At 62.0% G+C, this 15,437-nt stretch carries 9 protein-coding genes; 3 read left to right on the forward strand and 6 right to left on the reverse strand.

Translation table 11 applies throughout. From position 1 onward, the window contains the following. Positions 1–48 precede the first annotated feature (48 nt). The 4 genes from KI609_RS17500 to KI609_RS17515 all read right to left on the reverse strand — a co-directional run bounded on the left by KI609_RS17500 (position 49) and on the right by KI609_RS17515 (position 10,130). Positions 49–2,562: a putative bifunctional diguanylate cyclase/phosphodiesterase gene (locus KI609_RS17500; RefSeq protein ID WP_226444831.1), complete on the reverse strand. Its 2,514-nt coding sequence runs from the start codon at positions 2,560–2,562 to the stop codon at positions 49–51. Continuing rightward, positions 2,559–5,882, reverse strand: a complete 3,324-nt coding sequence (locus KI609_RS17505; RefSeq protein WP_226444832.1) for an EAL domain-containing protein — start codon at positions 5,880–5,882, stop codon at positions 2,559–2,561. Before KI609_RS17505 ends, KI609_RS17500 begins: the two co-directional genes overlap by 4 nt. Positions 5,883–6,048: 166 nt before the next feature. Beyond that, a complete protein-coding gene (locus KI609_RS17510) occupies positions 6,049–9,000 on the reverse strand; it encodes an aconitate hydratase (protein ID WP_226444833.1) in 2,952 nt (983 codons plus the stop codon). A gap of 827 nt (positions 9,001–9,827) precedes the next feature. Next, positions 9,828–10,130, reverse strand: coding sequence for an H-NS histone family protein (locus KI609_RS17515; RefSeq protein WP_226444834.1), 303 nt, complete (start codon positions 10,128–10,130; stop codon positions 9,828–9,830). A gap of 389 nt (positions 10,131–10,519) precedes the next feature. Here KI609_RS17515 and KI609_RS17520 point away from each other — a divergent pair, with 389 nt between their 5' ends. After that, the gene (locus KI609_RS17520) at positions 10,520–11,362 is read left to right on the forward strand and encodes a symmetrical bis(5'-nucleosyl)-tetraphosphatase (RefSeq protein WP_226444835.1); all 843 of its coding nucleotides are present in this window, start codon (positions 10,520–10,522) and stop codon (positions 11,360–11,362) included. 9 nt (positions 11,363–11,371) lie between these two features. On the opposite strand, the gene KI609_RS17525 is transcribed toward KI609_RS17520, so the two are convergent. Both KI609_RS17525 and KI609_RS17530 read right to left on the reverse strand, forming a co-directional pair. Continuing rightward, entirely contained in the window at positions 11,372–12,418 is a 1,047-nt protein-coding gene (locus KI609_RS17525; RefSeq protein ID WP_226444836.1) for an FAD:protein FMN transferase, read from the reverse strand. Between the two features lie 11 nt (positions 12,419–12,429). Next, a complete protein-coding gene (locus KI609_RS17530; RefSeq protein WP_226444837.1) occupies positions 12,430–12,834 on the reverse strand; it encodes a c-type cytochrome in 405 nt (134 codons plus the stop codon). A gap of 255 nt (positions 12,835–13,089) precedes the next feature. On the opposite strand from KI609_RS17530, the gene KI609_RS17535 reads away from it, so the two are divergent. Continuing rightward, positions 13,090–13,446: a DUF2946 family protein gene (locus KI609_RS17535; protein ID WP_226444838.1), complete on the forward strand. Its 357-nt coding sequence runs from the start codon at positions 13,090–13,092 to the stop codon at positions 13,444–13,446. A gap of 25 nt (positions 13,447–13,471) precedes the next feature. Then, a complete protein-coding gene (gene nosZ, locus KI609_RS17540) occupies positions 13,472–15,406 on the forward strand; it encodes a TAT-dependent nitrous-oxide reductase (protein WP_226444839.1) in 1,935 nt (644 codons plus the stop codon). The last annotated feature ends 31 nt before the right edge of the window (positions 15,407–15,437 follow it).

A 15,437-nucleotide genomic window follows, 5' to 3' on the forward strand; every position in this document is an offset into this window, starting at 1 on the left:
TGTCATGCCTGCATTGTGAACGCAGCGACAGGGGTTGCCAGCACAACGCTACAACGCGGGGCGCAGCGCCCGCTCAAGCATTTCAGCGGGCATGGGGCGGCCAAAGAGGTAGCCCTGAAACGCATTGCAACCGTGGCGCTGTAAGAAATCAAGCTGGCCCGTGGTCTCGACGCCCTCGGCCACTACGTCCAGGTCCAGGCTATCTGCCAACGCCAAAATAGTGCGCACGATGGCTGCATCGTTGGGGTCGGTTTGCAGGTCGCGCACAAAACCCTGGTCGATCTTGAGCTGGTCCAGGGGCAGGCGCTTGAGATAGCTGAGCGACGAATAGCCCGTGCCGAAGTCGTCCAGCGAAAAGCCCACCCCGTAGCGGCGCAGGTGCTCCATGCGCGCGATGATGTCCTCGACATCAGCCATCAGCAGGCTCTCGGTGAGTTCGAGTTTGAGGCGCTCGGGGTTGGCACCGGTGGCATCCAGCGCACCCAGCACGCACGCGACAAAATCAGGCTGGCGAAACTGGCGCACGCTCACGTTCACCGACAAGAAGAAATCGCGGGTGAGCGCGCTGCGCGACCAGGCCACCAATTGCGCGCAAGCGGCCTCCAGCACCCACTGCCCCAGCGGCAGGATCAGCCCGGTCTGCTCGGCCAGCGGTATGAACTCGGCCGGCGACACCATGCTCCGGCGCGGATGCCGCCAGCGCACCAGCGCTTCCGCGCCCTGCAGGCGGCCCTTGCCGTCCACGATGGGCTGGTAGAACAACACCAGTTCCTTGTCGTGCAAGCCCCGGCGCAGGTCTGCCTCCAGCGCCGCGCGGTGGCTCGCCGCGATCTGCATGTCGGGGTCGAAAAATCGCTGCGTGTTACGGCCCGCCGCTTTGGCCTGGTACATGGCCAGGTCAGCCTGTTTGAGCAGTTCGTCCACGGTGCAAGCCTGTTGGCCAAACAGGGCGATGCCAATGCTGGGCGTGCTGTGGTGGCTCAGGTCCCCCAGGGCATAGGGCTTGCCCAGCGTCGTGGCGATATGGCTCGCCACCAGCGCCGCTTCAGCGCTGGCTTGGGGCGTATCGGCGCTCAGCCCTTCCACCAGCACCACGAACTCGTCGCCGCCAAAGCGCGCTACCGTGTCGGACTCCCGCACGCACGCCTTCAGACGCCTGGCCACCTGCAGCAGTAGCTGGTCGCCCGTGTCGTGGCCCAGGGTGTCATTGAGATCCTTGAAGTTGTCAAGATCGATAAAAAGCAATGCGCCTTGGTTGCGTGCACGCGCCACTGCCAGCGTGGCGTGCTGCAGCCGGTCCACCAGCAACCGGCGATTGGGCAGGCCGGTCAAAGCGTCATAAAACGCCAGCCGTTCGATCTGTATTTCTACCTGCTTGCGCTCGGTAATGTCGCGCCCCACGCCGCGGTAGCCGCGCAGCGCGCCGCTATCGTCAAACACCGGCACACCGCTCACAGAAATCCAGTGCAGGCTACCGTCGGGCCGCTCGCGCTGCAGTTCGAGATCGCGAAAGGGCTGGTGCGAAGCGAGAACCGCACGGTGCACCGCCCAATCGGCGTCGGTCATGTTGAGCGCCCCCAATTCCCAGCGCGTGTGCCCGAGCACGTCCGACAAGGGGATGCCGTTCACGCTCAAATCGCCAGCGAGCTGCACAAACCGGCCTTCAGCGTCGTGCTCCCAATACCAGTCGGACGACAGATCGCTGAGCGAGCGAAACCGTGCTTCGCTCTCGCGCAGCTCTTTTTCCACCCGCACGTAGTCACTCACATCGGCAAAGGTGCGCACCATGCCGCCATTCGGCAGCATGCTGGTGCGCACTTCGAGCGTGCGCCCGTCGCGGGTGGTGCGCCAATACAGCGCTGGCGACACCGCCACCGCCCCCTGTGCGATATAGTCGTGCCCACGCTCGTCCACCAGACCGTAGTTTTCACCAAAATCGCCGCGCTCGGCCTGGCTTCGTGTCAGCTCAGCGAGCGTGGGACGCGTGGCCATCAGCGACTCGGACAGGTGGAGCAGCTCCAGCACACGCTGGTTGTAGACCGTGATGCGGCCATCGGGACCGGTCTTGAAGATGCCCTGGCTCATGCTGGCCAGCGTGGCCTGCAAGTTGGTGCGCTGTTGCTGCAGCATGGTCAGCGCTTCATGCCAGACGCGGGCATCCACCACCCGCACCGGATGCTCGCGCGCCTGCGCTTTTTGCATCAGGGACGCCAGCCGGTTCAGCAACTCGTCCAAGTGCAAGACACCATCGGCCTCACGCAACACATAGTCACCCAGTCCACAGCGAAAAGCACGTGCGGCCAGCGCCTCCTGGGTGGCATCAATGCACATCAGCACCGGGCGGCCGGCGCATAACTCCAGCACCTCGGGCAATTCACGGTCTGACGGTTTGAGACACAGCACCACAGCGTCCCAGGCCTGCGAGGCCAGCGGTGTCATGGCGGTTTCGGGGGTGGGGCTGTTGACCACGCGCCAAGCCGGAAAGCGGGTGGCGACCAATCGCCGCGCTGCCGCTGCGTGCTGGGTATCGACATCAACCCATAAAACGCTCGCGTGGGTCATGGCGCACGCAGCTCAGGCATGGCGGTCAAGGGCGGTGCTGCGCCGCCAGCAAGATGCTCACGCGCAAACAGGTCCACAGGCCCCGGGCGGCCAAAAAGAAACCCCTGAAACGCCTCACAGCCATGCAGCCGCAGGAACGTCAGCTGCCCCACCGTCTCCACCCCCTCGGCCACCACCTGCAGGTCCAGGCTCTTGGCCAACGCAAGAATGGTCCGCACTATCGCCGCGTCGTTCGGGTCCGTCAGCACGTCCCGCACGAAGCTCTGGTCGATCTTGACCTGGTCGAGCGGCAGGCGCTTGAGGTAGCTTAGGGACGAGTACCCGGTGCCAAAGTCATCCAGCGCAAACCCCACGCCTTCGCTCTTGAGCTGCACCATGCGTGCGATGGTGTCTTCGATGTCTCCGAGCAGCAGGCTTTCGGTCAGTTCGAGTTTGAGTTTGCGTGGGTCGGCGTTGTGGTTTTGCAGGGTCTGCAGCACTTGGGCCACGAAGTCCGGTTGCCGAAATTGCCGGGCGCTGACGTTGACGGCGACCGTAAGGTGGGCGGTGCTCGGGTGTCGGCCCCAGTGCTGCAGCTGTTCGCACGCGGTTTGCAGGACGTATTGGCCCAGGGGCAGGATGAGGCCGGTCTGTTCGGCCAGGGGGATGAAGTCGCCGGGGCTGATCATGCCGCGCTCTGGGTGGCGCCAGCGTACGAGGGCTTCTGCCCCCAGCAGTTGGCTTTGGTGGTCCACCACGGGTTGGTAGTGCACGAGCAGTTCACCCCGCGCCAGGCCTTGGCGCAGGTCTGCTTCCAGGTTGGAGCGGGCGTTGACGGCCGCTTGCATGTCGGGGTCGAAGAAGCGCTGGGTGTTGCGCCCTGCGGCTTTGGCCTGGTACATGGCCAGGTCTGCGCGTTTGAGCAGTTCGTCCACCGTGAGGCGTTCGTCGCCAAACAGGGTGATGCCGATGCTGGGGGTGCTGTAGTGCTGGCCGCCATCGAGCGCGAAGGGCTGGTTCAGGCTGGCCAGGAGTTTTTCTGCGATGGTTTCTGTCTGGTTGGCTGCGCTTTGTACGTCGGGGGCCAGGGCTTCGAGCATGACGACGAATTCGTCGCCCCCGAAGCGGGCGACGGTGTCGGCTTCGCGCACGCTGCCCACCAGCCGGGTGGCCACTTGTGCCAAGAGCTGGTCGCCCATGTCGTGGCCCAGGGTGTCGTTGAGGTCTTTGAAGTTGTCGAGGTCGATGAACAGCAAGGCCCCGAGGTTCTTGGTGCGCTGGCATGCTGCGATGGAGCGTTGCAGGCGATCCAGAAGCAGCCTGCGGTTGGGCAGCCCTGTCAGCGCGTCGTAGAACGCCAGGCGCTCGATCTCTTGCTCTGAACGCTTGCGGTCTGTGATGTCGCGACACACGCTCAGCACGCCCGTCACACGGCCGTGTAGATCGCGGATGGGGGTCTTGATGGTCTCGAAATGGCCCTGGTAGCCATCTTCGACAAAAGTGAGCGTTTCTTCATACACCAGTGGCTGCCAGGCCTGCATGGCGCGTTGGTCGTACTTGCGAAAGCGTTCGGCCTCGGCCGGGGCCACCAGGTCGAAGTCGTTGCAGCCCACGATCTGCCGCTCGGGCCGGCCTGCAAACCGCTCGAACACCGGGTTGACCGACAGGTACACCCCGTTGGCGTCCTTCAAAAACACCATGTCCGGCATGGCGTTGACCACGCTGGCCAGGTTCGCCTTCTGCTGGGCCAGTTCTTGCTCAATGCGCTTGAGTGCGGTCAGGTCGTAGGCAAACAGCACCACGGCAGGCACACCTTGCGCCGCGACGGTTTCTGGCGCGATGGTGGTGTGGCGAAACTGCATGCCGTCGGGGCCGTCGATGCGGTTTTCAAACACCGCCGTTTCGCCCGCAAAGGCCTTTTCAAGTTGCGGCCGGATGCGCGTAAACACTTCGGGGGGAATCACGTCCTGCAGTCGCTGCCCTTCCAGATATTGCGGTGTGGTGTACAACCAGCGCGCCTGCTGTTCGTTGACGTACAGGACGCGCAAATTCCGATCGATCCGCGACACCCCGCCCGGCACATGGCGCAGCGTGTTGGCCATGAGCGCCTGATGGGCGTTTGCCGCCTCTGCAGCCTGGTGGTGCGCAGTGATATCGGTCTGCACGCCGTCCCACAACACGCGGCCATCCTGAAGGAGGCGCGGCGATGAATTCAGGTGCATCCAGCGCACCTGCCCGTCCGTCCTGCGCAGGCGAAATACCGCCTCCAGGCTGGTCATGGACACAAAGGACTGCCTCTCTGCTTTCCGCAAGCCGTCGATGTCTTCGTCCAGGATTTGCCGGTACAGCACACCCGGGTCTTTCAGCACCTCTTCGACACGGACCCCGTTGAGCCGCTCGATGGCATCGCCCATGTGCACAAAATGCACACGGCCATCAAGCTCGCGCACCACCTGGAACAAGACACTGTGGGGCAAGTTGCGCCCCAGCAAAGACAGGCGGTCTTCGCTTTCGCGCAGGCGGCTCTCGGCCTCTTGGACTCGTGCAAAAGGCCGGCGAATACCGGCATCAAACACGGCCTGATAAAGCAGCGCATAGCCGATCACCCGGAACCCATGGGCCAGTGAGCCGCCAAGGGGCGAATGCCCGCCCAGTGCCCCCACGGTGAGCTCTCCACAGAGAAATGCCCCGGCCGCCCACGCCAGGAAACGATCGCGCGGCAGGTGGTCGTGGCGGTGGGCACGCCGGAACAACCACAGGGCGATCCCCGCCAGGGCCACCACCAGCGCCAAGGCCACCCTCTGGCGCAGCGCACCATCGGCCGCCTGGGCAAACCACCCTGGCAGGGGGCCCATGGCAGAGCCGACGATCACCAGCGTAAGCCCCCCGGCAACCGCCAACCACACCCTGCCCGTGCCCGGCGCCGACAAACGCGTGGCCGTCAGCCCCAGGGTGAGCATTTCAGCCACCCGCGCCCAAGTGCTCAGCCACAGCGAGACATCGGCACTGCCCGATGGCATGTGCACGGGGCCGGAGTGCACCAGCACACCATGCAGAAAATTACAGGCCGCCGCCACGCCGAACCCCACCACAAGCACGTTGGCCCGCGCCTGCTCAGGGGCTTCGAGGGTGTGCAGCGACACAGACACCACCAACAGCCCCAGCAAAACCGCCACCAGCTCCAGAAACGGCTCCATCCCAAACGGCATGCCCGCTCTCTCACCCAGTATCCGCGCCAGCGGCAGGATCACCAGCGCCAGCGCGGCCACCAACAGCACCATCGTGACGGCTGGCGCATCCGGCAAAAGCGGGCGCGCGGGCTGAAGGTTGTTGGGGGGCATACGCAAAAAGGGGCGGCGGGATGAATCGTTATTTCGTCAGTACGGCATAAGTGTATCTACGCGTAAGGAAATAACCAGGGCACCAACCCAGAGGGAGAACAAGGCAAGGCCGCCACAAAAAAACGGGGCCGAAGCCCCGTTGCGATGGCGTGCAGCAGCCTGACGCTCACGCTTGCAGCAACTGGCGCAGGACAAACGGCAGGATGCCCCCTGCCTGGAAGTAGTCCACCTCAATCGGTGTGTCGATGCGCAGCGTCACCGTGACCTCCTGGCGCGTGCCGTCGCCGCGGTGGATCACCAGCTGCGCATCGCTTCGTGGCGTGAGCGCGGCATCGGGCACCACGTCAATGACTTCGTTGCCCGACAGGCCCAGGGATTCCCACGAATCACCCGCCTTGAACTGCAGGGGCAACACACCCATGCCCACCAGATTGGAGCGGTGGATACGTTCAAAGCTCCTGGCCACCACGGCCTTGATGCCCAGCAACTGCGTGCCCTTGGCGGCCCAGTCGCGGCTCGAACCCGTGCCGTACTCTTCGCCCGCAAAAATCACCGTGGGCGTTCCCTGTGCCATGTATTGCATGGCCGCATCGAAGATGAACATCTTCTCGCCCTGCAGCGCGCCCTCGTTCTGGAACACCGTCACGCCGCCCTCCTCGCGCGAGCCATCGGCCGTGGCCGGAATCATGAGGTTCTTGATGCGCACGTTGGCAAAGGTGCCGCGCATCATCACGTCGTGGTTGCCACGGCGCGCGCCATAGCTGTTGAAATCGGCCTTCGCCACCCCGTGCTGCACCAGCCACTGGCCTGCCGGCGAGCTTTCCTTGATGGAGCCTGCGGGCGAGATGTGGTCGGTAGTGATGGAGTCGCCAAACAACGCCATGATGCGCGCGCCATTCACAGACGGAAGTTTGACGTCATTTTGGCCTCCAGCGCTTTTATCATCTGCGCCAGCAGCTACGTTTTTAATAGCGAACTGTGCAAAAAACGGTGGCTCGGCGATATAGGTGCTGCCAGGCCAGGTGTAGGCGTTACCGCTCACACCCTTGATCTTTTCCCACAGCTTGCCGGGCTCGGTGGTGACCTTGGCATAGTTTTCGCGGAAAGCCTTGCCCTTCATGGCGTACTTCATCAATGACTGGATCTCGTCGCTGGTCGGCCAGATGTCGCCCAGGTAGATGTCCTTGCCACCTTTGCCTTTGCCCACGGGCTCGGTCATCAGGTCCTTGAGCACCGTGCCCGCGATGGCATAGGCCACCACCAGCGGCGGGCTGGCCAGGAAGTTGGCCTTGATGTTGGGGTGGATCCGGGCTTCGAAATTGCGATTGCCAGAGAGCACCGCAGCACATACCAGGTCGTTGCCGGTAATGACTTCATTGAGCTCAGGCGTCAGGTCGCCCGCATTGCCGATGCAGGTGGTGCACCCGTAGCCGGCCAGGGCAAAGCCCAGCTTCTCCAGGTAAGGCATCAAACCGGTTTCGGTGAGGTACTCGGTCACGATGCGCGAGCCCGGCGCCAGCGAGGTCTTGATGTGCGGCTGCACCTTGAGACCTGCCTCCACCGCCTTTTTGGCCAGCAGGCCCGCGGCCAACAACACGCTGGGGTTGCTGGTGTTGGTGCAGCTGGTGATGGCGGCAATCAGCACATCGCCATTGCCGACGGTGGGGTCGGCACCTTTGGCGGGCATAACGGCTGCGGCATCGGCGTGGGCCGTGGCCAGCGCGGGTTTGTTGCTTTCCATCTCGGCCACAAAACGCGGTGCGCCTGCAGGAGCTGGCTTGTCCGTGGGAGCGGCCGCCTGCACCACGTCCTGGCCCCGGTGGATATGGTGGCGGGTATGCAGCAGCTCGGCCGGGCGGTTAAAGCCGTTTTGTGCATTCGGCTGGCTGAACAGGTCGGCAAACTGGCTGCTGACCTTGCCCAGTTCGATGCGGTCTTGTGGACGCTTGGGGCCGGCCAGACTGGGAGTGACACTGCCGAGGTCAAGTTTCACGACCTGCGAATAGTCCACCTCACCCGCCAGCGGCACACCAAACAGCCCCTGGGCCTTGAAGTAAGCCTCAAAGGTCTCGATCTCGCCCTTGGTGCGGCCCGTGCCCTGAAAGTAGTCGATGGTCTTTTCATCGACCGGGAAGAAACCCATCGTGGCGCCATATTCGGGCGCCATGTTGCCAATGGTGGCGCGGTCGGGCAGAGAGAGGGTGCGCGTGCCTGGACCAAAGAACTCGACGAACTTGCCCACCACCTTGTGCTGGCGAAGCAGTTCGGTCACGGTCAGCACGAGGTCCGTGGCCGTGACACCTTCGCGCAGTTGCCCGGTCATCTCGAAGCCCACCACATCGGGCGTCAGGAAATACACGGGCTGGCCCAGCATGGCGGCCTCGGCCTCGATACCGCCCACGCCCCAGCCCACCACGCCGATGCCATTGATCATGGTGGTGTGGCTATCGGTGCCAACCAGCGTATCCGGGTAGTAAATGCTGTCCTTGCCCTTGTGCACGCCACGCGCCAGGTATTCGAGATTGACCTGGTGCACGATGCCAAAGCCCGGCGGCACCACGCGAAAGGTGTCAAACGCCTGCATCCCCCATTTCATGAACTCATAGCGTTCGCGGTTACGCTGGAACTCAAGCTTCATGTTCAGGTCGAGCGAATTCTTCTTGCCGTAGTAGTCCACCATGATGGAGTGATCGACCACCAGATCCACCGGCACCAGCGGTTCGATCTTTTTAGGGTTTTTGCCCAGGCGCGCGGCCACACTGCGCATGGCGGCCAGGTCCGCCAGCAGCGGCACCCCGGTGAAATCCTGCAGCACCACACGCGAGACAACAAAGGGGATCTCGTCCTTGCGTCCGGCATTCGGTGCCCAGTGCGCCAGTTGCTGCACATGCTCGGCAGTGACCTTGTGGCCATCACAGTTGCGCAACACCGATTCGAGCACGATGCGAATGGACACCGGCAGTCGGTTGATTTGCGGGAACTGCCGGGCCAGCGTGGGCAGTGAATAGAAGCGCCCCTCCTTGCCAGACGCCGTCTTGAATTTTTTGAGCGTATTACCGAACGCGTGGCGTATGGGTTTGGCAGGCGATGAGACTACCGGCTTGGACGACGAGGCCATGGCGAACTCCTTTGAAGCACAACAGCTTCTATTCTGGCACCTCCACACAATGGCGCCATTTAGGGTTGAACATGGGGGGCTCGCCCAAGACCAACCCCAAGGCGCTGGCATCCTGAGAACCTGTTCAAAATCTTTTCGGAGATCGCATTGGAGTGCAATCGGGATGAGTGGATGCTTCGGATGCGCAGCATGGGCTCATGCCCATGCAAGCAGCCGGGGCGTCCAATCGCCCGATTTCACTCCAACCCTTCGGGCAAGTGCCTTGACGGGCGGTCTGTGGCGTTGCGGCGCTTGTGGATAGCCGGGCTATCCACTGCGCACCGCGCCTAGCATCCCATCCCGGCAAGGTACTTGTGCGACCCTGAAAAGATCTTGAACAGGTTCTGAGAGAAAGCCGCGCGAAACGACGGACCTGGCTCGGTTTCTTTGCCACGTGTCCTGCAGCGCCAACACATTCAGACAGCGCCGATATCGCGCGGTTGTCGAATACGACGCTCAGGATTTGGACTGCGGAGTCTGTCGTGGCCCCAATACGTTCTTTTTGGAGAGCGTGGAAGAAAGGGCTATGCAAATACCAATTGCCGCAAGCGACTAGACAGGAGTATCTTGTGCGGCCTTGAGGTGCGTGGCGTGAAGCCACAAATGCAAGCGGCGTATGACAGCCTCCTATGCATATCCTGTAAAAACACCTTTCGCTGCGTTGCAGCCTTAAGCCCCATACCACTGTGGCGAGCCACTGGGGCATAGTTATTCCCCAGTCTTTCATACTTCGCCCATAAAAAAACCCGCATCAGCGGGTTTTTTTATGGAGAGTGAACCTCAATCGCTCAAATAGCGAACTTGGTGCGGTCTTCATTTTGAATCCACTTGGGGGCTTTGCCTCGCCCCGTCCACGTCTGGCCTGTCGCAGGATCACGGTACTTCGGGGCCACCTTGGAACCCGCCGTAGAACTGCGGCCGACTTTACCAGAACCCTTGCCCGATGGGAACACGTCTTGCGCGGTCAACCCATATTCGGCCACCAGCTTTTGAACCTGCGACACTGCGTCTGACAACTCGCGGTGCCGGGCTTCGCTGATTTGTTGCTCAAGAGCTTCGCGCTGCTTCAAAAGTTCTTTATAGCTGGTCATGGGTATGGAAAATAAGGGTGGTTCGGCTTGGACGGTACTGATTATATAAATAATCAACCGTTGGGAACGTCCATGTAAAATTTTTTATTAACGAAGGCTGCTGCAAGCGCCCTCCATTGCCGGATTTTTGAATGCGATGGTTTGTCTCTATCTTTTTTCTTGGTGCTGGCCCTATCAAAAGACTAGTACTTTGACAATCCTTTGGCGCCAAGACCAAGTAACCTGAATAGCAAGCCTCGCTTCAAACCCACCTCCATCGAGAATTCAGAAGGGCATGATGCGACGGTGGCCAGCCGGCCCCCTCCACAAAATCTCTCCTTCATTCCCTTCGAATGTGACGGATCGTGCAGATGTTTCTGCACGATCGGTCCCACGTTCCAAAAAACACCATGGCAATCTACTGTATTGGCGACATTCAGGGCTGCGACGCGGCGCTGGGGCGCCTGCTTGACGTGATCGGTTTTTCAGCCAGCCGCGATACCGTGTATTTGTTGGGCGATCTGGTCAACCGTGGCCCCGCATCTGCGGCCGTTCTGCGTCGCTGCATGGGGCATGGCGACGCCATCCGCTGCCTGCTGGGCAATCATGATTTGCACCTGCTGGCAACCGCCCACGGGGCTCGCAAACCATCGCGCCGCGACACCCTCGGGTCTATCCTCCACGCGCCAGACCGAACAGCCATGCTCGATTGGGTACGCCAACAGCCGCTGGTTCGCATCCATGAGCACGCAGGAGAGCACTTGCTGATGGTGCACGCGGGCGTGCTGCCCAGCTGGACCATCGCAGACACGCTGGACAGAGCCCGGGAGATCGAGACCGTTTTGCGCAGCAACAATCTGCCCGAATTTATGCACGCCATGTATGGCAATACGCCCGACCACTGGCGTGACGACCTGCAAGGCGTGGAACGCCTGCGGGTGATCGTGAACACATTGACACGGCTGCGGTTTTGTACGCCCGCAGGTGTCATGGATTTTGAAAGCGCCGAAAGTGCCAACGATGCCCCCGCCGGGTTACTGCCTTGGTTCGACGTGCCGGGCAGGCAGACGGCTGGGTCGCTGATCGCCTTTGGTCACTGGTCCACACTGGGCTTGCTCAACCGCTCAGATCTGATGGGGCTCGACACCGGTTGCGTGTGGGGCGGTTGCCTGAGCGCGGTGCGCTTCGGCGCCACACTCGCCGACCGCGAACTGCTGCAGGTGCACTGCGAACAGTCGCAAGCGCCCGGCTGACGACAAGGGTCAGGCAGAAGTCGGCTGCAACACGGCAAGCATCGCTGGCGACTGCCAGACACTACCGTCCTGCCCAGCCATCAAAACAGCCAGCCCCGCCATGCGCTCAGACATAGACCGGCCAGCCTGCATGCCTTGCACCATCAGCGCTGAGCCCAGTCCGTTGACAGTGCCCACGTCCCGCGCCACGAAAGTCACGCCATGCACCCCCGAGGTAGGCCGCCCGGTGCGTGGATTGAGCACGTGGTGCAACCGCTGGCCTTGGTAGAAGAAGCAGCGCTCGTAGTCACCCGAAGAAGCCACCACACCACCGTCGGCCAGCGACACAACCCCCAGCAGCTGCTGGGGCGAACGTGGATCGCGCACCCCCACGCGCCAGGCGCGGCCTTGCCACAGCCCTTGCGTCAAGACATCGCCACCGCCATTGATCATGGCGTTTTGGATGCCATGGGCTCGCAAGACCTGCATCCCCGCCTCCAGAATCGGGAGCTTGGCGATGCCCCCCAGATCCAGCGCCATTCCCTGGCGAGCAAGAAACGCGGTGCCCGCGTGGGTATCCAGTACCAAGCCCCGCGCATCTACCAAGGGCAGCTGACGTGCGATCTCTGTAGCGCCAGGCACAGTTTTCTCGCCAGCGCCGAAGTTCCACGACTTAAACGCCCCCACGGTCACGTCAAACGCGCCGCGAGTGGCCTGAGCGACACGCTGCGCACTTTGCAGCACCACCATGACCTCGTCCGGAACCACCACGGGCACGATGCCGGCAGCCGCATTGATGCGGCTGACCACACTGCCCGGCTGGTAGCGGCTCATCAGCGACTCCAGCCGCAGCATCTCCAGATAGGCCTGGTCCATGCCGTGGCGCAGCGACACACCGTCGGCGCCTTGCACGGACATGTCGACCTGCGTCCCCATCAGGGGCCGGGAGTCACGCAACGATGCCGAGCTTTGGTGGGCCGGTGCGCCCCCGGCCCAGAAACCGCCACCCAACAACGGCAGCGCCATGGCGAAGCGTCGGCGTGACAGATTTCGAGGAGAAAAGAGGGCTTGCTGCATGACGCCTCCGGTTAGATCGACTTGTCAGCCATGTAATCCACGGCGGCCTTCATCTCGTCGTCGGTCAGAGCAGGAGCGCCACCACGGGCCGGCATCATGCCTTTTGCGCCGGTAAAGCCTTCCATCGCATGTTTGTAGAGCGTCTCCTTGCCTTGGGCAATACGGGGGCCCCAATCGGCCTTATCGCCGGGCTTGGGAGCGCCGCCCACACCAGCGGCGTGGCACAGGGCGCAGGTTTTATTAAAAACGCTCTTGCCCAGTTCATTCTCGGCGGCAGGGGCTGCGGCAGCCACGGGCGCAGCAGCTAGCGCCTCGGCAGCAGGCGCGGCGGCGGTGGGTTCCGATTTTTTGTCTCCACAACCGCTCAGCAGTGCAGCCAAGATCGCCGCAGCGACCATCACAGTTTTCTTTTGCATCGTAAATATCCTGTTCTTAGTCCGTTAAACAACTGTCGATTCGCGCATCAGCGGTATGTAACTGCATCTTCATGCGTACAACCGTGAACCGGGTTCGGCCAGAGAGCCCGCCCTAGCACGACAACCCGCGCATCAACGCGCGCCAATCAGGTAAGTAACTGTATTGCGCGACGGCTCTCCTGGACAGGGGGAGGCGCCGCGAAAACATGATCCAGATCAAATTGATTCACGTTAGGCGAATCTATTATCACCGCCATGCAAACACCCATCGCCACACGAACACTTCGCCTGTGGGTGCTGGCGTGGTTTGTCATGGCGCTGTTCGCCGCGGTGGTCTCGCCGCTGCTGCAACCCAAGGCCATGGAAATCGTCTGCTCCGGCTCGGGTGCCATTCGCCTGGTGGTCAAGACGACCGACGGCATCGTCGCAGCGGACGCCGCAGGCATGCATTGCCCTTTGTGTCTGGCTGCCGACGCCCCGCCCGATGCCTATTCAGTGGCACTCGCCGCAGCCCCGCTGCCACCATTCCATCACCGCTATTACCAGCAAGTTTCCGCACTGGGCGGTTGGGCCTTGCGCCCGCCGGCACGTGCACCTCCCCGTTTTTCCTGAGCCATCCTAAAGAGGTAATTTCACCATGACCAAGCAAAAAGAAGATCTGAGCAAAGCAACCGTGGGCCTTGGGCGCCGCCGGTTCATCAACACCGCGGCATTGGCTGGGCTGACCGTGGGGGTCGCCGCCTGCAACGACAAACCTGCTGCTGGCGCCGCGCCCGCAGCGTCTGCTCCCACACCGGTGGCTCATGCAGCCTCCGAAGCGAGCAAATACGAAGTGCCACCAGGCCAACTCGACGACTACTACTCGTTCTCGTCCGGCGGACACTCCGGTGAATGCCGCATCTATGGCTTGCCTTCTGGCCGCTTGTTCAAGCGCATTCCGGTTTTCAACATGGATTGCCTCGTGGGCTGGGGCATCACCAACGAATCGAAAAAGATCCTGGGCACCAAGCCCGATGGCAGCCTCAAGTACCACACGGGCGACACGCACCACATCCACCCCTCGTACAAGGACGGCACGTACGACGGCAAGTACATGTTCGTGAACGACAAGATCCACGGCCGCCTGGCGCGCATCCGCATGGATACGATGGAGACCGACAAGATCACCGAAATCCCGCTGGTGCAGGGTTTCCACGGCACCTTCCCTGACAAACGTGACCCGGTGGACCCCGCCATCAACCACACCACACGTGTGTTCTGCGGCGCCGAATTCGCTATTCCGCTGGACAACAATGGCAAGAACATGGATGCCACGGCGGACTACCGCTCGGTCTTTACCTGCGTCGACGCAGAGAGCATGGAGGTGCGCTGGCAAGTGCTGATCGACGGCAATTGCGATCTGGTGGCCACGTCGTATGACGGCAAGCTCGCCGCCACGAACCAGTACAACACCGAGAACGGCGTGCACTATGAGGACATGATGTCTGCCGAGCGCGATGCCTGCCTGTTCTTCAACATTGCGCGCATCGAAGAAGCCGTCAAGGTCGGTAAGTTCAAGACCTACGGCGGCTCCAAGGTGCCGGTGGTCGATGGCACCAAGGCTGGCAACCCCGATCCCAAGACTTCGCTGGTGTGCTATGTGCCCGTGTCCAAGAACCCACACGGCGTGAACGCCAGCCCCGACGGCAAGTACTACGCATGCTCGGGCAAGCTCTCGCCCACCGCCACGCTGATCGAACACGCGCTTGTGCTCAAGTGGTTCGACGGCGAACTCAAGGACGCGCGCGAAGCCGTGGTGGCCGAGCCCGAAATTGGCCTGGGCCCACTGCACACCGGCTTTGACGGCCGTGGCAACGCCTACACCACGCTGTTCCTTGACAGCCAGATCGTCAAGTGGAACGTGGAAGCCGCCATCAAGTCCTTCAAGGGCGACAAGACGGCCAAGCCTGTCGTGGACCGTCTCGATGTGCAGTACCAGCCTGGCCATGGCTTCACCTCGATGGGTGAAACCAAGGACGCCGATGGCAAATACTTCCTGTCGGACAACAAGTTCTCGAAGGACCGCTTCCTGCCCGTCGGCCCGCTGCACCCTGAAACCGCGCAGCTCATCGACATCAGCGGCGACAAGATGAAACTGGTGGCAGACCATGCGGTGTACTCCGAGCCACACGACTCCATCATCATCCCGCGCAATCTCGTTCGCACGCGCCAGGTGTATGACATCAACGAGTTCCCGAACGCTGTGAAGGACCCCAAGGAATGCCGCGTGGAGCGCAAGGGAAAGAAGGTCACCGTGTACCTCACGTCCCAAGCGCCCACGTTCGGCTTGCGCGAATGGACCGTCAAACGTGGCGACGAGGTGACAATCATTCTCACGAACCTCGACAAAGTGGAAGATCTGACGCACGGCTTTGCGATTCCGAAGTACGACATCAACTTCATCGTCAACCCCCAGGAGACCAAGTCGGTCACCTTCATTGCGGACAAACCGGGGGTGTACTGGGCGTATTGCACCAACTTCTGCCACGCACTGCACCTTGAAATGCGCTCGCGCATGCTGGTCGAGGCTTAAGAAGCCTCACTCAGGGCAGCGCGGTCACCGG

The organism is Acidovorax radicis (assembly GCF_020510705.1).
Lineage (GTDB): Bacteria > Pseudomonadota > Gammaproteobacteria > Burkholderiales > Burkholderiaceae_C > Acidovorax > Acidovorax radicis_A.

Coding starts and splice junctions, on each gene's coding strand:
- KI609_RS17510 (WP_226444833.1), bottom strand. CDS start 9,000: ATGGCCTCGTCGTCCAAGCCGGTAGTCTCATCGCCTGCCAAACCCATA.
- nosZ (WP_226444839.1), top strand. CDS start 13,472: ATGACCAAGCAAAAAGAAGATCTGAGCAAAGCAACCGTGGGCCTTGGG.
- KI609_RS17500 (WP_226444831.1), bottom strand. CDS start 2,562: ATGACCCACGCGAGCGTTTTATGGGTTGATGTCGATACCCAGCACGCA.
- KI609_RS17530 (WP_226444837.1), bottom strand. CDS start 12,834: ATGCAAAAGAAAACTGTGATGGTCGCTGCGGCGATCTTGGCTGCACTG.
- KI609_RS17515 (WP_226444834.1), bottom strand. CDS start 10,130: ATGACCAGCTATAAAGAACTTTTGAAGCAGCGCGAAGCTCTTGAGCAA.
- KI609_RS17505 (WP_226444832.1), bottom strand. CDS start 5,882: ATGCCCCCCAACAACCTTCAGCCCGCGCGCCCGCTTTTGCCGGATGCG.
- KI609_RS17520 (WP_226444835.1), top strand. CDS start 10,520: ATGGCAATCTACTGTATTGGCGACATTCAGGGCTGCGACGCGGCGCTG.
- KI609_RS17535 (WP_226444838.1), top strand. CDS start 13,090: ATGCAAACACCCATCGCCACACGAACACTTCGCCTGTGGGTGCTGGCG.
- KI609_RS17525 (WP_226444836.1), bottom strand. CDS start 12,418: ATGCAGCAAGCCCTCTTTTCTCCTCGAAATCTGTCACGCCGACGCTTC.